Origin of the sequence: Bacillus yunxiaonensis (assembly GCF_037104695.1) — a bacterium.
Classification (GTDB): Bacteria; Bacillota; Bacilli; order Bacillales; family Bacillaceae_G; genus Bacillus_A; species Bacillus_A yunxiaonensis.
Map to the genome: position 1 here is coordinate 1 of NZ_JBAWSV010000010.1, position 20,524 is coordinate 20,524.

Consider the following 20,524-nt stretch of genomic DNA (forward strand, 5'->3'; position numbering starts at 1 on the left):
AAACGGGATAGAGGGGTTAGGCGTGAAACAGCTCGCTAGTGTGTTAACTCCACTGACGTTAATCGTCCGTTAGGTCGAAACGTTAGAAACCCCCACTTCAAGCTTTGCTAAGTGGGGGAGTATTCATTGGATCTTGTATACACAAATACTATAATTAATCATAATTTGCATCCCTACCTCATTTCCAATGACCTATCATAATAGTAAAATTCATAATACATGTTTTTACAAAAACGAAAAAGCATTCCTTTCATCAGAATGCTTTTTTCCTTATTCTACTACACAATCTATACGAGTCACATTCGGAGCCGTCTGTAAAGCACCGGCCATCCCACTGCTATTCTGAGCTGTCTGTGAAGTCCCTGTCATCCCATTGCTATTCGTAGTTCCCTGTGAAGCACATGTCATTCCGCTGCTATTCTGAGCTCCCTGTGAAGCATTGGTCATCCCATTGCTATTCTGAGCTCCCTGTGAAGCATTGGTCATCCCACTGCTATTCTGAGCTCCCGGTAAAGCACCGGCCATCCCGCTACTACTTGCAGCAGCACCTGTCAAGGTGCTACCTCGTGTAATAGTTGTTGTAAGTGTGTCTCCAGGTTTCAGGCAAACTTCACCTGTATTTCCGATAACGACTACAACATCCATACATGTTGGTCCTGTTGATCCGCTAAATGTTTTCGTTGCAACAAACGAAGTATCCCGCAAATTATCTCCTGTGAATATATTCCCAGAATTATTTACAATAACAAACTCCTTAATACAAGCTCCCATTTTTATACAACCTTTCTATTACACTCCTGCTGTTGAACTTATGTCTGCCGAAGTAAATTCAGTATTACCTCGTGGTGCTGTCAATGGCGTTACCTTCCCATTTAACAATCTAGCAGAGCTTGATCCACCAGCTCCACTAAATCTCTTCAGCGCAATAAACGGAGAAAGATCATAACAATTCCCCATATTGATTGGTCCCGTATTGTTTATAACTTTAATTTTTCGAATAAGTGGATTCACCCGTAAGCCACCTTCCTTAACAATATCTCTTTCTTTCTACACTGTATGCAAAAGAAAAAAACTTGAAACGGACGCGTTTCAAGTTTTAAAAAAATTATTCCTAGCAGAGATATCCCCGCTGACAGAAGTTTCACTTTATTTAGTTTCACCTTCATATTGCATCATGCCGCCAACCATGTTTACTGTTTTATAGCCTAGTTCATTTAAATAATGACAAACATTTTCACTGCGCACACCTGATCTACAAATAAAAATGTATTCATTTTCTTTATCAAAGAAGTCTACTTTATGCGGAATATCATTCATTTTAATATGAACTGCTTCTGGGATTTTCCCGTATTCTACTTCTTCATCTTCACGCACATCTACTAAAAACAGCGTTTCCCCTTTTTCTAAACGCTCTTGTACTTCTTGTGGCATAATTGTTTTAATTTCAGACATGGAACTGCCTCCTTCTTTCGATTCATTCTCAATTTTAGCATGCAACAGCTAGAAAACAAGATATGTGCCCAAGTCTCATTAGAGAACCTTTGAAATTTGCTGATTCATAAATTGATGTACTTTTTTAGCAAACAAATGCGTCTCTAACACGCCTGCCATATGTCCATATATACTTTCAATCTCATATACTTCTGCAAATTTTCTATTCTTCCTCAATAATTCAACCATTTCATAATTATAACGAGAAGGCTGGAGTACATCTTGCTTACAAGGAATCATAAGAACACTCGCTTCTACTTGGCGAAGCGCCTCCTCTAATGAAGAAAAACCGCGAGCAATATCGTGTAATAACGTTGCCTTTGCTGTATACATCCATGAATTCGCATCGACAAATGCAATATTCTGTAATGTTACTTCATGAATTGTTTCTTCAAATGAAGTTAATGTAAAGAAGTCTTGATAAGGCGCAGATTCTGCATAGCCCCGCGAAAATGTGGTCTCATAATAATGCGCATCAAATGCGTTTATAAACATCATTTTAGCGGCCATATGCAGTCCTTTCACCGGTTGCTTCCCTCCGTAATTCCCCTTATTCCAAGCTGGGTCTAATTGAATTGCATCTATTGCATTTTGCAAAACATTAACAGCCGTCACAATTGGATTTTGGGGATTTGTAATGACACCAATCATTCGCTCCATCATATGTGGATAATGAACCGCCCATTGCTGTGCGATCATGCCTCCAGCTGATGGACCAATCACGGTATGCAATCTAGCAATCCCCATATGCTGTATTAATTCATATTGAATACGAGCCATATCAAAAAACGTGAAGACGGGAAAAATCATTCCATATTCTGCACCTGTTTCTGGGTTTATCGTCTTTGGCCCTGTTGTCATAACATAGGGATTTTTCACTTGCACGTTACACAGATTGTCCGTACAAATAACAAAATATTTATTTGTATCGATTGCTTTTCCTGGTCCGATTAACTCATCCCACCAACCCGGCAAAAGATCCTGCTCTGTATACTTTCCTGCTGCATGGCTCGTTGCACTAAAATAATGACATACTAAAACCGCATTTGACTTCTCACGGTTTAACTTACCGTATGTTTCATAACCAATTTGAATTGGAATTGACGTACCGTTTTCAAATGTGAATTTCTCTAATCGAAACTCTTGTTTTTTTACATATAACACCTGTCTCCCTCCTTACATAACACATTTCTATTCATACAAAAAAGTGTGTGAAGACAATTGAAGAAAAACCCCCACTGATGGGAGTTTCACTTTATCATGAGGATTATATGTACACCATGATCCATTATATTTATTCGTAAGATAGCGTATGATTTCCTTCTACCATACCCCATTCACCATTTCCTTTTTGTTAATTTTAATATTAAGATTTATAGAATCGTTATCTAATTTAATTTCAACAGTACCAGCATTTCCCCAGCCATCATTTTCAAAAGTTAAGATCCCTTTACTATTTGTAAATTGCACTTTTCCCGTTACAGATGCAACATTCCGACTTCCTCTTTCGTTAGAATCAATTTTAACAATTGCTTCATGTTCATTGTTTGGATCCACTTGTACAGATATACTTGCAAATACATCCTTTTCCGGATTGCTGTGAGTTGTAGTCCAGTACCCCTCATACTCTGTTAATGGATTTGAATTCCAGGCTCCGTTATTTTCTAAAAAGTACTTCTTATCTTTCTCTTGAATCCAACCTGTTTGCATTGCTCCGCTTTCATTTAAGTAATACCATGTGCCGCCCACTTGCTGCCAGCCTGTTTGCATTGCTCCACTTTCATTCAAGTAATACCATGTACCGCCCACTTGTTGCCAGCCTGTTTGCATTGCTCCGTTTTCATTTAAGTAATACCACGTGCCTCTTACTTGCTGCCAACCTGTTTGCATTGCTCCACTTTCATTTAAGTAATACCATGTACCTCTTACTTGCTGCCAGCCTGTTTGCATTGCTCCACTTTCATTTAAGTAATACCACGTGCCGCCTACTTGCTGCCAGCCTGTTTGCATTACTCCGTTTTCGTTCAGGTCATACCATACACCATTAATCGATTGCCAACCTGTTAATTTTCTTCCATCTTTATCATACAAATACCATTGACCATTATTTTTCTTCCAGTTTTTATCATGATCACCAGAACTCGCATATACAGATGTTACACTTCCCAGCACGGTTAATCCTAATGCCATAGCCAACACTCTCATATTCTTTTTCATAAATAATCTCTCCATCCCCTTTATTGTTCTATTGTCATTATATTGAAAATTAGCGATATTAATAAAGTTAATTCTTTGTAAATAATGTAAATAATTTGAAAATTTATTCTATATACAAGACATCTATCTTTCCCCTTTTTACAAATACAAATATATGCATAATATATAAAAATTCCCACAGACTAAAGTTATCTTATTTGGATAAAGAGGGAATACATATGTTTTTCAAATGGTTTCATAGAAAAAAGAACAGTACAGATGCAACAAAGAAGGAACAAATGAAAGGCACGCAACAAACTAAGCAAACGGAACAACAACAAGCTCAAGCAAACAAGCAACAACCAGAACAGCAACAAGCTCAAGCAAGTAAACAACAATCAAACAAACAATATTCCAAGCAAAGTAAAAACGGCATTTTCGATTTTAGTAAGCTAGAGCAACAACAAGCTCAAGCAAGTAAGCAACAGCCAGAACAGCAACAAGCTCAAGCAAGTAAGCAACAGCCAGAACAGCAACAAGCTCAAGCAAACAAGCAACAACCAGAACAGCAACAAGCTCAAGCAAACAAGCAACAACCAGAACAGCAACAAGCTCAAGCAAACAAGCAACAACCCGAACAGCAACAAGCTCAAGCAAGTAAACAACAATCAAACAAACAATATTCCAAGCAAAGTAAAAACGGCATTTTCGATTTTAGTAAGCCAGAGCATGAAACAGCTCATTCACTACAAGAACTTTTTCAAAAATTACAAGAATCAAGCGATTTTGTTCGTTCTCATACTTCTGAAGATCCAGCTAAACCTTATTGGATTTCGTATTTTCGTACGTCAATGGATGGTATGAGATTACAAAATTATTTAATGCCTGCTTTATTACATCACACTGCACCAACACTAGAAGAAATAAAAGAAATGATTCCAATAAGCGGCCTTATCATTACGAGTGACGTAAAAAAAATTGAAGAAATGGTCCTAAAAGGTCACGCCATTATTCAACTGCAAGAGTATGATACGAAATGTCTACTTGCAAACATCGCAATTGAGAAATACAGATTACCGAGCATACCATTAAACGAATCAACCGTTACTGGACCGCAAGAAGGATTTGTAGAGGATATCGATACAAACATTAACCTTGTTCGTAAACGGTTGCCAGTTCTGGAATTAAAAACAAAAGAATTACTAATTGGAGAATTTTCAAAAACAAAGGTTGTAATGATGTATTTGGATAATATAGCAGAAAAAGAAACCATCACATATTTAGAAGATCTCCTGAACAAAATTCAATATGACCAAATTAATGATAGCAATTATATTGCTCATCTAATGGGCGATACATCTATTTTTCCAACTTTTATTACTACAGAACGTGCTGACCGTGTGAGCAGCGGGCTCGTTGACGGAAAAATTGCTATATTTGTCGATGGTGCACCAAATATTTTATTAGCACCTGTATCTCTACTGGATTTCTTCATCTCGCCTGAGGATTACAGTGTGTCATGGTTTTATGCAACCTTTTCTCGCTTATTACGTTTTATAGCAATTATTTTTTCAATTGCCGCAACACCTCTATATGTAGCGGTACTTAGTTATCACTACGAATTGATTCCAAGTGATTTGCTGGAGACATTAATTTTATCGCGGGCACAAGTGCCATTCCCGCCTTTAATGGAGGCTATTTTTCTAGAGTTAGCCATTGACCTTCTCCGTGAAGCAGGAGCACGTTTACCAATGAAGGTTGGACAAACACTCGGTATTGTAGGCGGTATTGTTATTGGACAAGCATCTGTACAAGCAGGATTAACAAGTAATATTTTGTTAATTATCGTCGCCTTATCTGCACTAGCATCATTTATTACACCGATTTATAAAATGGGCAATGCAGTTCGTTTACTTCGTTTTCCATTTTTAATACTTGCAGAGCTATGGGGACTATTAGGAATTTCGGTAGGATTTATCTTTCTTTTAACGCGACTTTTTCGATTATCGTCCCTTCGAAAGCCGTATGGTTTTTTTTATCCATTTCGGAAACAGTCAATAAAAGACTCACTCATACAACTACCCCTATCTAAAATGGATACGCGTAATATTCAATCAAGGCCGCAACATGTCGGTCGTTATGTAAAAGAAGTATTTCAAAAACGCATGACAGATTTTGATGAGTAAGAAACGAGGAGAGCATATGAGTACAGTTAAAACAAACTACAAAGTATCTCCCATTTTTGTTTTTTTCTTAATCCATGCAGCTCAATTCGGTGTTGGTGTTCTTGGATTTGCACGTGTTATTGCAAAAGCTGCCGGATATGATGCATGGATGGGTGTAATTATAGCGGGGATAGGCGTTCACATTCTTATGTGGATGATGTATCGTCTATTAGGAGACGCAAATGGAAACTTGCTTACAGTGCATCAAAATATATTTGGAAAATGGCTAGGCAATGCATTCAATCTAATCTTTATTACATTGTTCTTTCTAGACAGCGTATCCATTATACGCACCTATGTAGAAATTATTCAAGTTTGGATGTTTCCAACAGCAGCTACATGGAAATTAACAATCTTTTTATGCATACTTAGTTATTACATTATTTCATCTGGCTTTCGGGTTATGACTGGTATTTGTGTTATCTCCGTTGTTGCTACATGCGGATATATCATGATGCTGTTTGTAACCATTAAATACGCTAATTTCGGAAACCTATTACCTATGTTTTCTCATTCTTTTGGGGATATTTTAAAAGCAACTCAAGCGTCGATTTATACCATGATTGGCTTCGAACTCATTTTGATGATATATCCGTTTATCAAAACTCCGGAAAAATCTCATAAATTTGCACAATATGGTGTTTTATTTTCTAACTTTTTATTTTTACTAAGTACCATTCTTGCCTTTGCTTTTTTTAGCGAAAAACAATTATCAAAAACAATTTGGTCACAGCTATCCATCACACAAGTAATTCGTCTTCCTTTTATTGAACGTCTAGAATATATCGCCATCTCCGGCTACGCTATCATTGCAATTACAAGTTTCATCTTACCCTTATGGGGTGCAACAAGAGGATTCTATGAACTATTTCGCATAAAGCAGAAATACATATTAATTTCCTTTTTATTTTTAACCGTCATTATTTCACAATTCTTAACGGAACGACACGATATTAATAACTTTATTACTCATGTCTCAAATTTAGATTTTTGGATTGTTTACGTGTACATCCCGGTTTTATTTCTTATAATGTGGGTGAAAAAGAAATGGAAAACATCAAAAAGCAAATAGCATTCTTTTTTAGTTTGTGCTTATTTTTTACAACGGCATGTGTTCCCAAAAACATCGTTGATGATCTTAGCCTCATTCAAGGTTCTGTTTTTGATATTGCTTCAGATACAGGTGCAAAGAAGGAAAGAGTAAAGGTGACTTACGTTTGTCCTATTCAAAGAAAAGGGAATAAAGTACAAGTACTTGAAGGATATGGAAATACAGTCAAACAAATTAAAGTATCAACTTCTTTAGAATCTGGACAACCTCTTGCTAGCGGACAAATACGCATTACTCTTTTTACAGAAAAATTAGCTAAAAAAGGACTCTCCAGCTTATTTGATACACTTATTCGCGATGTAAATATTGGAAACTTAGTATTTGTTGGTCTCCTTGAAGGAGGTGGAAATGGAGAAGGTCAAAAACTACTATCAGGTAAATATAACACATCTGCTAACGTAGCAATCTACATGACAAAAATGTTAGAACATAATATAAAAACAGGTGTAGTGCCAGAAGATAATTTACAACTTCAAGCTTTTCGCTATTATCGCGAAGGGCAAGATACGTATATGCCTATTTTAAAAAAGAAAAAGAAAAGCATTAAAATTACGAGTATGGCTCTTTTCAAAAAAGATAAGTATGTGGGAAAAATAGAAGAAAAAGATATGTTTCTTTTTAAAACTCTGCTCGAGAAAAGTGAACTGGATTCACATGAATTTAAAACAAAATTAGGCTATACGATCATTAACAACATTCGTTCTTCTCCTTCTTATCATGTATATGTAAAAGGCGGAAAGCCTTCCTTTTTTATTCAAGTAAAAATGAAAGCTCGCATTCAAGAGATTTCGAAACATACTAACTTAGAAAACCAAAAAAATGTGGAAAAAATAAAAAAAGACATTGAAAAAAGCTTAAATGAAGATGGGGTAAAATTAATTAAAAAATTTCAATCTCTTGGCACAGACCCGCTTGCTTTGGGTGCCAGATTTAAACAGCACTACAGACCTTTTAAATTAAAAGAGTGGAAAAAAATGTACAAAGATGTTTCTGTGAAAGTAAAGTATACAGTTGATATTACAAATTCAGGCGTTATTGAGTAAAATATTTGATTCTCTTTCCTAAAATTAAATTGGAAGGAGGATCTTTTTTAGTAAAAACAGAATTTAAGCCTCCCTAACGTAAATCATGTTACAATAACAATCGTGATAAAACGAGAAAGGATGAACAACATGACAAACGAAAAAGGTTTAGATAAAGGATATGAACTTGTTGCGAAAATGCATGAAGTATTCGGTCACCCTGTTACAGATGTACCAACAAAATTAACGGAAGAGCGCGCAAAAATTCGTGCAAGCTTTATGCAGGAAGAACTAGAAGAGTTCTTAGAAGCAAATACAGTAGAAGACCAATATGATGCATTAATTGACTTAATTTACTTTGCATTCGGAACGTTTGCTGAAATGGGTGTACGTCCTGATAAAGGTTTTGAGATCGTGAACAATGCAAACATGGCAAAATTATTCCCAGACGGTAAACCACGCTTCCGTGAGGGTGATGGCAAGATTTTAAAACCTGAAGGATGGGAAGCGCCAGAACCACAACTTCGTGCAGAAATTGAGCGTCAACGTCAAGAAGCACTTGAAAAAGTAGGAAAATAGCAGCGAAATCACGTCATATATTGCCGAAGGGTCTTTAAGTTATGTCGAAACGCCCTTATATCTTATAAAATCGCCGATATATCGATACTTTGAAAAGGAGCTATCTATACAGATAGCTCCTTTTACGTTATTTCTTCTTTGGTGCTGTCGTTTGACTTTGTTTCCCTTTCGAGAAATTAGATGAATCATCAAAATTTGGCTGTCTTTTTCCAGCGTTATTGCTTCTTCCTTTACCCATATGTATACACCCCCTTTTTCTTTATCATTCCCAAATAAAAAATCTCCTTGCATAGAAGGAGATTTTCTTTAAGGAACTAACGTCCTATTCCATAGTTGATTAATCTTACATTCATCTGTTGTTATTGATGCGGCATGCCTTGATATGGCATACCTTGATGTGGCATACCATAATGATGACCGTGGTGGTAACCATGATGAGGGTGATAAATAACATGTTGATAGCCATGGTGATGATAAGGATAATGATGATGTGGATGATATCCCACATGTTGATAGCCATAAGGATATCCTCCATATGGATGGTATCCTACTTGTGTTGTAGGGAAGCCACCCATACCATATGGGCTAACCATTTGTCGTTGTTCATTATAATTCATTCCGTTCACCTCTTCCTCACAAATTAATGTGTCGATTTTATCATATTGCAAAAAGAGAAATAGGTGTTTGTCTATTCTAAAATTGAGCTCTTCCATCCCGTTCAAAACATAAAAAGAGCACCTAAAATAGGTGCTCTTTTTCATTAATTTGCTACGATATTTACAAGTTTTCCAGGAACAACAATTACTTTACGAACTGTTTTCCCTTCAATTTGTTCTTTAATTGCTTCAAGTGCAAGTTGTTCCATTTCTTCTTTTGATGCGTCTTTTTTCATTGTTAGCTTCGCACGTACTTTACCCATGACTTGAACAACGATTTCAACTTCATCTTCTACAAGTTTAGACTCATCAAATGTTGGCCAGCTTACATATGAAATTGTTTCGTTATGTCCAAGCTTGTTCCAAAGTTCTTCCGCTACGTGCGGCGCAACTGGTGCTAGCATTTTCACGAAACCTTCTACATATTCTTTCGGAAGTGTTTCTGCTTTATATGCATCGTTAATGAACATCATCATTTGAGAAATTGCAGTATTAAAGCGAAGTTCTGCGTAGTCTTCTGTAACTTTCTTCACTGTTTGATGATATACTTTTTCAAGATTTTGATTTGCTGCATCTGTAATTTTCTCGCTTAGTTCACCATTATCTTGAATAAATAGACGCCATACGCGATCTAAGAAACGACGAGCTCCGTCAAGGCCATTTTCAGACCAAGCAATAGAAGCATCTAATGGTCCCATAAACATTTCGTATAGACGAAGTGTATCTGCACCATGGCTTGCTACGATATCATCAGGATTTACAACGTTACCTTTTGATTTACTCATTTTCTCGTTGTTTTCACCTAGAATCATACCTTGGTTAAATAATTGTTGGAATGGCTCTTTCGTTGGAACCACACCGATATCATATAATACTTTATGCCAGAAGCGTGCATATAGTAAGTGAAGTACAGCATGTTCTGCACCGCCGATGTATATATCAACTGGAAGCCATTGTTTTACTTTTTCAGGATCTACAAGTGCTTCGCTGTTGTTTGGATCAATGTAGCGTAAATAGTACCAGCAGCTACCTGCCCATTGCGGCATTGTGTTTGTCTCGCGGCGACCTTTTCTACCAGTCTCAGGATCAACAACATTTACCCACTCATCAATGTTTGCAAGTGGAGATTCGCCTGTACCAGATGGACGAATGTTCTCTGTTTTCGGAAGAACTAATGGTAATTCTTCTTCTTTCACAGCTGTCATTGTGCCATCTTCCCAATGGATAACTGGAATTGGCTCACCCCAGTAACGTTGACGGCTAAATAACCAGTCACGAAGACGGTATGTTACTTTTTGATTTCCTGCACTTGTTACTTCAAGCCATTCAATCATTTTTGCAATTGCTTCTTCTTTATTTAGACCATCTAGGAATGCTGAATTTACGTGTGCACCATCACCTGTATGTGCTTCTTTCGTAATGTCTCCGCCTTCTACAACTTCTTTCATTGGAAGGTCAAATGTTTTTGCAAATTCGTAATCGCGCTCATCATGAGCTGGAACTGCCATTACAGCACCTGTTCCATAAGTAGCAAGTACATAGTCAGCAATCCAGATTGGTAATTTCTCACCATTTACCGGGTTAATTGCATAAGCACCTGTGAATACGCCTGTTTTTTCTTTCGCAAGCTCTGTACGCTCTAAATCACTTTTCGCTTTTACAGAGTCAATGTATGCTTCAACTGCTTCTTTTTGATCCGCAGTTGTAATTTCTGCAACAAGCGCATGCTCTGGAGCAAGTACACAGTAAGTTGCACCAAATAGTGTATCAGGACGCGTTGTAAACACTGTAAACTTCTCATCTGTACCGTCGATGTTGAAGTGTACTTCTGCACCTTCAGAACGACCGATCCAGTTGCGCTGCATATCTTTTAAGCTTTCTGGCCAATCAAGCTCATCTAAGTCTTCTAGTAAGCGATCTGCATAAGCTGTAATTTTAAGCATCCATTGTTTCATCGGACGACGCTCAACAGGATGTCCGCCGCGCTCACTCACGCCATCAATTACTTCTTCGTTCGCAAGTACTGTACCAAGTGCTGGGCACCAGTTTACAGGGATTTCATCTACGTAAGCTAATCCTTTTTCAAATAGCTGTAAGAAAATCCATTGTGTCCATTTGTAGTAGTTTGGATCTGTTGTATTTACTTCACGGTCCCAATCATAAGAGAAACCTAATGCTTTAATTTGGTTACGGAACGTGTTAATGTTTTTCTCTGTAAATTCAGCTGGGCTATTTCCAGTATCAAGTGCATATTGCTCTGCTGGAAGACCAAATGCATCCCATCCCATTGGATGTAGTACATTATAGCCTTGCATACGTTTCATACGAGATAAAATGTCCGTTGCTGTATATCCTTCTGGATGTCCTACGTGCAGCCCTGCACCTGATGGATATGGGAACATATCTAGTGCGTAAAATTTCGGTTTATCTGTTTCATCTGGCGTACGGAATGTTTTATTCTCTTCCCAATACGCTTGCCACTTCTTCTCAATTTCTTGATGATTGAAGCTCATTAAACACCCTCCATTCAAATTCTATATATTTTCACCGCCAAAAATACAAAAAACCTCTCATCCCAGAAAAGGGACGAGAGGTTATAGATTCCCGCGGTACCACCCTAAATTAATGTAATAAAGGATGTTCAAAACGTCCGGTAAAGATAGCTATCGCATTTCTTTATCCTCCTTTTTGAACAAGCACTAATATACATTCGCTTAGATCCGTAACGTGGATAGACGGCAAATCGCTACTTTCTTTCACGACTGCAACTCCAAGGCGAGTTCATAACGAAACGTGGATTGACTTGCACCGACCGTCAACTCTCTAAACCAGCTTCTATTACTACTACTCCTTATCACTGTTATTACATATGAGTTATTTAAAATATATTCTAAAACAAGTTACATGTTCCGTCAAACTAAACTGCAATTTTTTCGTCTACTGTTTCTTCAACCTGTACTCTCTTATCATAAATACTCGTTGCGATAAGTGCTACTACAAGCATTACCATTATCGCTATAAACAATACTTTCATATTATATAGGTCTACAATTGCTCCGCCGACAACTGGTCCAAACATTTTCCCAACAGTTGCTGCACTATTTACAACACCTTGATAAAAACCGAGCTTATCATTTGGCGCAAGGATATTCGCAATCGTTGGAACAGCTGGCCAAACAAATAATTCACCAATTGTTAAAGTTACCATCGCGACAAGGAACATTGTAAATTGCTGCGCTTGGCTTAATACGATAAACGACACTGCGAAAATACCGATTCCGATCATAATTTGTTGTTTTAAAGAGCGTTTCATCGCACGAATAATCATACTTATTAATGGCTGCGCACAAACAATCATCGCCCCGTTTATCGTCCATAATAAACTATACTGACGAAGACTAATATTCAACTCCTGCATATGCGTTGCAATCGCTCCTTGCCACTGTACATATGTAACCCAGCATAAAGCATATGCTACACATACAATAAGAAGCGCCTTGAATCCTGGTGTAAGTGACCAACCTTTTTTCGTTTTTTCTTTTCCTTCTACATGTTTATCTTTCTTATCTTCCATACCACGGAACCCAATAAACGCAATTAAAAAGAAGACAAAATATAAAACAAAGTTTGCTAAGAAAATATAATCAAAACGATAAGAAGCAACTAAACCACCGCACGCTGTTCCAATCGCAATCCCAACGTTTTGCCCAACATACATCGCATTAAACGCTCTCCGTCCGCCTTCTGGCCAAACCGCCCCAACCATCGCATACATCGACGGGAAGACCATTCCAGAACCAAATCCAATTAATGCAAGCCATACAACATAAAATGGCCAACCGTGGAAAAATACCAGTCCTAAAATCGCGAATAGTGTAATAACAATACCGCCTAAAATGGACTTATATCCACCCCATTTATCAAATAAAACACCGCCGAGTAAATTACCAATTACTCCTGTTAAAGAATTAATCATCAATACCATTCCGGCCACAGATAATGACTTCCCTAAATGATCATGTAAATAAATTGTATTAAAAGGCCATAAAAAAGAAGCACCCGTGACATTAATAATCATCCCAGCTACTAATAGCCATACTTTCCTTGGCATACCTCTTCCCTCCTATTCTATTATTTTTTCGGTCTTCAATAACAGTAAAATTGTATTCGTTTTTGGATAGGAAGGCAAATGATTAATAGTTGGTGAAATTCAGATAATGAGTTGAAATCGTGTTCATAGGAATTCTTCAACCACAATCTGAAAATATTAGTTCTCCATGTAACATCAATATATAAGAGGACGAACATTAAAAAAAATTATTCCCGGAGATTTTTCACCTCAAAATATCATTTCATGAAAATTCAACATAAATATGGTGTATTATTGAATAAATTAAAAATAATGTAATGATATTAGGAGAAAAATCATGAAAAAAGCTCGTTATTATTTTATTTTTTCTCTCATCTTACTCGCTCTTTCTTGTATTCCGATGTTTCATATGCTAAGAGAGTTATGGATTGAAACAAAAATGGGAAACACTTATGAAATACACGAAGCTTATATAGGTAAAGATGGATTTGAAAATTCATTAGATGTTCAAGAATTAAATGTGAATGGTATCAATCTTAAAATAGAAGAAGAAAAAACAAATAAACTAGCACCACTCACTTCTTTTGATGCAGAAGAAAATGTTCCTCCTGGTGAAATCGTTAAGATTCATCTTTTTATAAATAATAAAGAAGTTTCTACTCCTGATGAGATATGGCTCTCTAATCGTCCAAAAGGCGGAAGGTATTTTTCATGGTTAGATGTATTAATCGTAAAAAATAAACGAACTGATGAACAGCAAGTTTATTTTGTGCAAAGATTAACAGGCGATGAGGATCCTATAGAAAAGCAAAAGTGGAAAATCATTGGTATTAATCAAAACGGCACCTACTCCGAAGAACGCTTCACTTATGCCGAAAGAAGCAACCATGCACTTGGTGTGGAACTTATTAATTTTTCTTATACGGGCTTAATGTCAATGGGGCATCATTCAAACATAACGAAAGCATATCCAAGTCTATTCTTTCCTATAATTTATCCGATACTCACATGTTTATTAGGCGTTATTTTGTTAATCATAGCTATTGTATTAACAGTTAAAAAAAAGAATCTCTTCCGTTTATAGTTAAAGCTCCTTCTCTACAATTGAAGGAGCTTTAACTATAGTATATAAAATGAAACTTCCGTCAGTGGTTTTTTCATCTCCCATTGATAGTTAATTAAACCAATCGGGCGCATGCCAGCAGTTATCCTCCACCTACCTCCCTCGCTTCTCTCTGAATCTTGAGGTAAAGGTTACTGGGATAAAGCTTATGCTAAACATACATCCTTTTCTCAAAATCCAAATGGTTGTTTCTCACGCTTTACAAGATTAGGAGAATACAAAAATTGAGGCATAATTACTACCGATAGAGTAAACCTGACATTTTAGCCAATCGGTTTAGGCTCTCCCCTATAAATCACGTGATTTAAATGTACGAATCGCTATAAAAATAGCTACTAACACGTATAAAACAGCATAAACAATCATCGTGTTACTTGGTGTAGAAACACTCCCGAACAATCCTTGTGAGGCTATTGATAAAGGATTGTCTCCTGTATCAAATAAATAGATTGTCATTTTACGATACATAGTATCAATTGGGAATAAAAGGCTTGCAATTATGCCCATGTTCACAAGTGCTGTTTTGTGTACCAATGTACCGATTTGTTCAACAAATCCGCCAATAAATCCAGTTCCGTATAAAATAATTAACACAATACCAGCATTTAATGTCGCCATACGCGTGCTTAGTAATATCGCTATGCTAATTAAAATGACAGGCTGCAGCAAGAAAAGAGCCAATGCTTTTATAATCTGTGCGGCCGTGAAGTCTAAATGAAACGCGGTGCCTCCCATTGTTTGATGGATGAGCACGATACTTATAAATAGAAAAGCTGCGTACGCAATTAGTAAGCAACATAAGCCGATCCATTTCCCCATTAAAAATGAGAAGCGTGAAATCGGTCTCGTTAACCATGTATCAATTTGATGACTTTCAATTTCATTGGCAATACTGCCGACACTACTTAAAATAGCTAACAACGCCGTAATAAACGAAGAAAAATATAAACCAATGCCAAGAAGTTGTGTAGAAAAGAAACTCTTGCTCATAAAATCTTGAGCTGTCGAAAGACCGCTAGATTCTCCTGGAATGATTTCACTGACGGCGTAATGAATGGCCACTCCATAAAATATTAAAAAGGCAAAAGTCATACATAATGTAATAGTAAAAATACGCTTTAACAGGATTTCTTTAAATGATAACTTGGCGATTGTCCACATGCTGCGTCCCCTCTTTCTTATTTACCCAGTACATAAACACATCTTCCAAATGCGGGTGAACTGGATTTAGCTGATACACAGGAATGTGTAGTGATACAAGTGCTTCTAACAATCTAGGAATGTCGTCCTCTTGTTGCAGCGTTATAATCCAACGTTTACGATTTTGCTGTTCTTCTATCTTCCTTACATTTTTAATAAACGAAGGCAGTTGTTTAAAAAATAATTCGCTCTTTTCACCAAGTGTTACTTCAACTTCCGTTTGAATCATCACCAATGAGCGCCAATCTCCTTGTACAATTAACTCTCCCTTATTAATAATCGCCACGTGATCACATAGATGTTCAATTTCATTTAATAGATGGCTGTTTAGAAATACTGTCTTCCCTTGTTCACGAAGCTCTTCCATTAAATGACGTACTTCTTTTCGCCCGATTGGATCAAGCGCGGATGTTGGCTCATCTAAAAAAATCAATTCTGGATCAGAAAGCAGAGCACAAGCAAGTCCGATACGCTGCTGCATTCCTTTTGAATAACCGCGAATTTTTTCTTTTTCTCTTCCCTTTAGGCCAACTTTTTCAATAACCTCATTCATTTTTGCTTTCCGCTCCCGAAAAGGAAGATCGCATAATTTTGCATGCGTTTCAAGTAACTGCCATCCTGTCAACCAATCAGGGTAGCGAAAGAGCTCAGGTAAATAGCCAATGCGTCGTTTGGATTCAATTGTCCCAATCGGTTGTCCTAACATCTGCGCCGTTCCAGAATCCGGATGAAGTAAGCCAAGCATCGTTCGTACAAACGTACTTTTTCCGGCACCGTTAGGACCTATAAATCCGAATACAGTACCGCGCGGCACCTCTAATGAAATGTTGCGGATACCGCCTTTTCCGTTATATTGTTTTGTTAAGTTCTTCGTTTGAATAATCCAGTCTTCGTTCATGTTTTACCTCCGCCCCATACAGGAACAGAGCCGCCCCTTTTTGCGGAGCCGCTCTTGTTCAATCATTATTTTAATTCATTTGCAAGTTTAATGAGATCACTTGCATTCATATCTTTCCCCTGCTCTTTATGTTGCTCCATCATATGCAATTTCCCATCTTTCTCCCAAATAAGCACGTTTTCATAATCTGTATTATATAAAACGGCCTTTACTCCTTGAACCTTTGTCTCTGATGATTTTGCATCTTTTGCTACATAAGGAATCGGCAATGTATGTGTCCAATCTTGAATACCTGCAAGTTGTGTTTTCACATTCCCAGGAATAATCGGAAGCTCTAAAACTGTTTTTTGTAATTTCGTAACATCTACGCCTTCTGGAACAGAAATTTTTGGTGCATCAATTACATTATAAGAAAAAATGCTTGATGTTCGATTGCCCTCAGCCTCTATTTGTGTACGTACTGATTCCGGAACTGTGATCGAAAACTGCTTGCCATTCAAAGCACTTTCAAACTGAGTATTGCTTTGTAATTGCTTCAACAATTTATTTGCCTTTTCTGTATCAAGTTCAAATTGCATAATAAATGACGGGTTCGCATCCACACTCATTACACGATATCCATTTGGCACTTTTGGAACAGCATATCCCGCCTCTCTTGCTTGCTGCTCTGACTGAAAATGAGCATCTTTTTTGATTCCATTATCTTTGATTCCTATTTTCCCAATTCCTTTAATGGACTTTTCTCCTTCTTCCATATTAGAGATCCATCCTTCAATTTCATGTAAGTCCGATTCTGTAAGTTGAACGAGCTGCACATCCTTTACTCGAAAAATCGATAACAAGCTGCTTGCTCCTGCTCGTACTTCTGGAACTGTTAAAGACACACACACAACTGCCGCCGCTGCTGCTGCAGTAATCCAACGTTTAGATGATTTCTTCATATTATGCCATCTTCCCTTCTTTTTACTTTCTTCACTGTTTGTTTCTTCAATTTTATGTTTTTGTATATTTTGTTCAAAGGTTTCCCAAGCTTTATCAACATCGATATCAATCTCTTGACTAAAGTTTGCGAACTCATCATCCAATATCACTTGTTCCCATTGATTAAGTTTGCTTACTTCTTCTAACGTCTTTTGACATGCTTTACATTGATCAAGATGCTGAATATATTGCTTTCTTTCATCGCGGTTTAACTCTCCATCTAAATACGCCTGAATAAATCCAATATCTTGGCATTTCATTTGTTACTCCTCCTTCATCCCTCTATACATTTTCCGGAATTTTGCTTTCGCTCGTGCTAGCAGTGTTCCAACCGAGGATACTTCCATATGAGTAGCCTCCGCGATTTCTTTGTATTGAAACCCAGAAAACTTCATTAATAAGAGGGTACGTTCCCGCTCATCCATTTCTTTTAATGTACTTTGTACACGAGTAATTTCTTCTTTTTGAATACATTGTTCTTCCGATGACGGACTGCTAATTGACTGTTTATTATTGGCTTCTTTTTCGATTCTTGCTTGATACCTTTTTTCAGATCGCAAATAGTTATATGCTGCATAAATGGATGCCTTTGCAAGCCATGCTGATAAACTTTCAATCTGTTTCCATTCTGTATGATATAATTGCAAAAATACTTCTTGCGCTAAATCTTCAGCAATGACTTGATCTCGCACAATCCGCATAATTTGTCTAACAACGTGAGCATAATATTGTTTAAATACATCTTGAAACTGTATATTTGAAACTGAATCTTGTTCATACATATTTAGCAATGAAGCATTCACCTCCACTCGTTTCTTCCTCCTTATTAGCCGCTTTCACTATAAAGAAACCGCAAATTAGCGATTTGTGACAAAAAAATAAAAAATATTTTCTTGTAACGGTTCAGCCTAGTTTACTAATAAGAAAAAGAACAAATTTGATATTGGCAATAATCCATAGCTTGTTGCTATGCTAATTTTTGTTTTTTTAACTATACATACCACTCGTTAACAAAGAAAAAGCTAGGAAAAAATTCAATAAAACAAATGAATCTTTTCCTAGCTTTTATTCATAGTACTGTATCTAATTCTTCAATCTTTAGAAATCGATTATGCCAAATGTTCTCGTGATGTTTAATAATAGTTTGTGCTTCTAATACTGTACTCGTTATCGTACTATGAGTATTTTTATAAAGAATGTTATTTTGATAACCTAAGCTATAAGCAGCACGAATTGTAGTATCTAAGCAAAATTCTGTTTGCGCTCCCGCAAAAATAATTTGCTCAATTTCTTTCTCTTTTAAGTAGTTTAATAGTTCTGTTTGATAGAATGAATCCCATTTTGTTTTTTGAATAACTTTATCTGAGGAAGTTTTCACTAGCCCCTTATGTAATTGCCACTCATCTTTCCCTTCAAACATTTCATCTGTTTCCTCTGTACCTGTATGTTGAATGAAAATAACTGGGATATTTGTCTCATGAGCTTTTGTGATTAATTCGTTTATATTTGCAACTACCTGTTCCTTGTCGTACAAAAAATTTTGCGGTTCATTAAAAAAGATCTCTTGCATGTCAATAACAACTAAAGCTTGCTTCATTATCTTTTCACATCCTATTTGTTTCTTTACAATTATAACATTTCATTCAAAAAGAGTTCTACACTTCAAAAGTGACTCCTTAACCTAAAATAAGCTCAGTACGAAAAAACATATTGAATCCAATAAAATAAGTAGGCAACTATGCAAGTCCCCTACTTATTATCTTTAGCTATTCTGCTTTATACAGATCAACGCGCTCAACAAAACCATTATAAAAGTATGCATACAAGGAATAGTTTGCACGATGATATGCAAGGGCCTCCCCCTCCATACCTGCTTCTATGCCATCTGATTCACCGAGCCATTCTTTTAATTCTCTTATGGATACATTGACCGGCATCCAGACTCTGCTAACTTCTGTAGGAAACATATCAAGACCGTAACCATGATAAATTGCAGTATTAGGTGAATCGCATTCTGTACAACCAGCTTCCCACCATTCGTCCGGTGCACCAAATTCTCTTTTAACTTCGGAGAAATCTTTTCCAATCACATCAAATCCAAAAGGTCCTAATTTCCCTTCATTTAAAGCAGTTTGTAAAGTACGTTTTATGTCTACAGCTTCTGACTTCATTGCACCGCTTGAGTCAAAATAATAGTCTTTTCCGTTAATTGTTTTAAAACCTGTTAGCATAGATCCATTTGGATTTAAGTAATACCATTGTCCGTTTACTTGTTTCCAGCCTGTTGCCATAGAACCGTCTGCATTTAAGTAGTACCATTTCCAATCCACTTGCTTCCATCCTGTTTGCATAGATCCATCTTCATTTAAGTAATACCATTGTCCATTCACTTGTTTCCAGCCTGTTTCCATAGAGCCGTCTACATTTAAGTAATACCATTGTCCGTTTACTTGTTTCCAACCTGTTGCCATAGAGCCGTCTGCATTTAAGTAATACCATTGTCCATTTAATTGTTTCCAGCCTGTTTTCATCGCACCGCTATTCTCTAAGTAGTACCATTTTCCATTGAGATGCTTCCACCCTGTTTGCATAGCGCCATTTGGATCTAAGTAATACCATGAACCATTTATAAACTGCCATCCCGATGCTTTTTGTCCACTTCCGTTATACAAATACCACTTTCCATTTTCTTGTTTCCATGACATTCCATTCTCAGCCGCAAACACACTTGCTATATTTGCGAACATAGCTAACCCTAACATAAATGCTACTAATTTTATTTTCATTTCTTTCCCCTCCCTCTTCCTTACCATTTTATCATGCAATAATTTCCATATATGTTTTTTATAAAACTTTGTTCCAAATTTTCTTGAACACTCTTCTTTCGAGAAGAATAATTCCTTTATACAATTGATAGGTAAAATAAAAAAACTAGGGCACATTTATTGTATC

18 protein-coding genes, 3 pseudogenes and 1 other annotated feature are annotated in these 20,524 nt (G+C 36.8%); of the genes and pseudogenes, 5 read left to right on the forward strand and 16 right to left on the reverse strand.

Annotated features, from left to right (window positions below; translation table 11 throughout):
* Positions 1-471: 471 nt before the first annotated feature.
* The 6 genes and pseudogenes from WAX78_RS21690 to WAX78_RS25265 all read right to left on the reverse strand — a co-directional run.
* Positions 472-771: pseudogene (locus WAX78_RS21690) on the reverse strand (hypothetical protein); the annotation flags it as partial.
* Between the two features lie 18 nt (positions 772-789).
* Positions 790-1,011, reverse strand: coding sequence for a spore germination protein (locus WAX78_RS21695; protein WP_336484112.1), 222 nt, complete (start codon positions 1,009-1,011; stop codon positions 790-792).
* A 135-nt stretch (positions 1,012-1,146) separates the two neighbouring features.
* A complete protein-coding gene (locus tag WAX78_RS21700; protein ID WP_336484113.1) occupies positions 1,147-1,452 on the reverse strand; it encodes a rhodanese-like domain-containing protein in 306 nt (101 codons plus the stop codon).
* A gap of 78 nt (positions 1,453-1,530) precedes the next feature.
* Positions 1,531-2,655 carry an alpha/beta fold hydrolase gene (locus WAX78_RS21705; protein ID WP_336484114.1) on the reverse strand — a complete coding sequence of 375 codons (1,125 nt, stop codon included), beginning with the start codon at positions 2,653-2,655 and terminating at the stop codon, positions 1,531-1,533.
* Positions 2,656-2,814: 159 nt separating this feature from the next.
* Positions 2,815-3,186, reverse strand: coding sequence for a hypothetical protein (locus tag WAX78_RS25260; protein WP_413789223.1), 372 nt, complete (start codon positions 3,184-3,186; stop codon positions 2,815-2,817).
* Between the two features lie 6 nt (positions 3,187-3,192).
* Positions 3,193-3,555: pseudogene (locus WAX78_RS25265) on the reverse strand (transglutaminase domain-containing protein); the annotation flags it as partial.
* A gap of 371 nt (positions 3,556-3,926) precedes the next feature.
* Here WAX78_RS25265 and WAX78_RS21715 point away from each other — a divergent pair.
* From WAX78_RS21715 to WAX78_RS21730, 4 genes are all read left to right on the forward strand, one after another.
* Positions 3,927-5,873 carry a spore germination protein gene (locus WAX78_RS21715; protein ID WP_336484116.1) on the forward strand — a complete coding sequence of 649 codons (1,947 nt, stop codon included), beginning with the start codon at positions 3,927-3,929 and terminating at the stop codon, positions 5,871-5,873.
* Positions 5,874-5,889: 16 nt separating this feature from the next.
* Positions 5,890-6,984 (forward strand): GerAB/ArcD/ProY family transporter, encoded by a 1,095-nt coding sequence (locus WAX78_RS21720; protein WP_336484117.1) that lies wholly within the window; start codon positions 5,890-5,892, stop codon positions 6,982-6,984.
* Positions 6,960-8,066 carry a Ger(x)C family spore germination protein gene (locus WAX78_RS21725; protein ID WP_336484118.1) on the forward strand — a complete coding sequence of 369 codons (1,107 nt, stop codon included), beginning with the start codon at positions 6,960-6,962 and terminating at the stop codon, positions 8,064-8,066. Before WAX78_RS21720 ends, WAX78_RS21725 begins: the two co-directional genes overlap by 25 nt.
* Positions 8,067-8,195: 129 nt before the next feature.
* Positions 8,196-8,624 (forward strand): pyrophosphohydrolase domain-containing protein, encoded by a 429-nt coding sequence (locus tag WAX78_RS21730; protein ID WP_336484119.1) that lies wholly within the window; start codon positions 8,196-8,198, stop codon positions 8,622-8,624.
* Between the two features lie 359 nt (positions 8,625-8,983).
* Here WAX78_RS21730 and WAX78_RS21735 read toward each other — a convergent pair whose 3' ends face one another.
* The 3 genes from WAX78_RS21735 to WAX78_RS21745 all read right to left on the reverse strand — a co-directional run bounded on the left by WAX78_RS21735 (position 8,984) and on the right by WAX78_RS21745 (position 13,391).
* Positions 8,984-9,241 carry a hypothetical protein gene (locus tag WAX78_RS21735; RefSeq protein WP_336484120.1) on the reverse strand — a complete coding sequence of 86 codons (258 nt, stop codon included), beginning with the start codon at positions 9,239-9,241 and terminating at the stop codon, positions 8,984-8,986.
* Between the two features lie 143 nt (positions 9,242-9,384).
* Positions 9,385-11,793 carry a leucine--tRNA ligase gene (leuS, locus tag WAX78_RS21740; protein ID WP_336484121.1) on the reverse strand — a complete coding sequence of 803 codons (2,409 nt, stop codon included), beginning with the start codon at positions 11,791-11,793 and terminating at the stop codon, positions 9,385-9,387.
* Positions 11,794-11,859: 66 nt separating this feature from the next.
* Positions 11,860-12,147, reverse strand: a binding site (T-box leader).
* Positions 12,148-12,197: 50 nt separating this feature from the next.
* Entirely contained in the window at positions 12,198-13,391 is a 1,194-nt protein-coding gene (locus WAX78_RS21745) for an MDR family MFS transporter (RefSeq protein ID WP_336484122.1), read from the reverse strand.
* 316 nt (positions 13,392-13,707) lie between these two features.
* On the opposite strand from WAX78_RS21745, the gene WAX78_RS21750 reads away from it, so the two are divergent.
* A complete protein-coding gene (locus WAX78_RS21750; RefSeq protein WP_336484123.1) occupies positions 13,708-14,454 on the forward strand; it encodes a hypothetical protein in 747 nt (248 codons plus the stop codon).
* A gap of 327 nt (positions 14,455-14,781) precedes the next feature.
* Here the strand turns inward: WAX78_RS21750 and WAX78_RS21755 are convergent, their stop codons facing one another.
* From WAX78_RS21755 to WAX78_RS25280, 7 genes and pseudogenes are all read right to left on the reverse strand, one after another.
* Positions 14,782-15,654, reverse strand: a complete 873-nt coding sequence (locus WAX78_RS21755) for an ABC transporter permease subunit (protein WP_336484124.1) — start codon at positions 15,652-15,654, stop codon at positions 14,782-14,784.
* A complete protein-coding gene (locus WAX78_RS21760; protein ID WP_336484125.1) occupies positions 15,626-16,591 on the reverse strand; it encodes an ABC transporter ATP-binding protein in 966 nt (321 codons plus the stop codon). The genes WAX78_RS21755 and WAX78_RS21760 overlap by 29 nt, the downstream gene beginning before the upstream one ends.
* 65 nt (positions 16,592-16,656) lie before the next feature.
* Entirely contained in the window at positions 16,657-17,832 is a 1,176-nt protein-coding gene (locus WAX78_RS21765; protein WP_336484127.1) for an anti-sigma factor family protein, read from the reverse strand.
* Positions 17,833-17,835: 3 nt separating this feature from the next.
* Positions 17,836-18,354, reverse strand: a complete 519-nt coding sequence (locus WAX78_RS21770; RefSeq protein WP_413789224.1) for an RNA polymerase sigma factor SigX — start codon at positions 18,352-18,354, stop codon at positions 17,836-17,838.
* Positions 18,355-18,641: 287 nt separating this feature from the next.
* On the reverse strand, positions 18,642-19,169 hold the full coding sequence (locus WAX78_RS21775; protein WP_336484128.1) for an isochorismatase family protein: 528 nt from the start codon (positions 19,167-19,169) through the stop codon (positions 18,642-18,644).
* 169 nt (positions 19,170-19,338) lie between these two features.
* The gene (locus tag WAX78_RS25275) at positions 19,339-19,803 is read right to left on the reverse strand and encodes a hypothetical protein (RefSeq protein ID WP_413789225.1); all 465 of its coding nucleotides are present in this window, start codon (positions 19,801-19,803) and stop codon (positions 19,339-19,341) included.
* Positions 19,801-20,514: pseudogene (locus tag WAX78_RS25280) on the reverse strand (hypothetical protein); the annotation flags it as partial. The gene WAX78_RS25275 and the pseudogene WAX78_RS25280, both read right to left, overlap by 3 nt.
* Between the last annotated feature and the right edge of the window lie 10 nt (positions 20,515-20,524).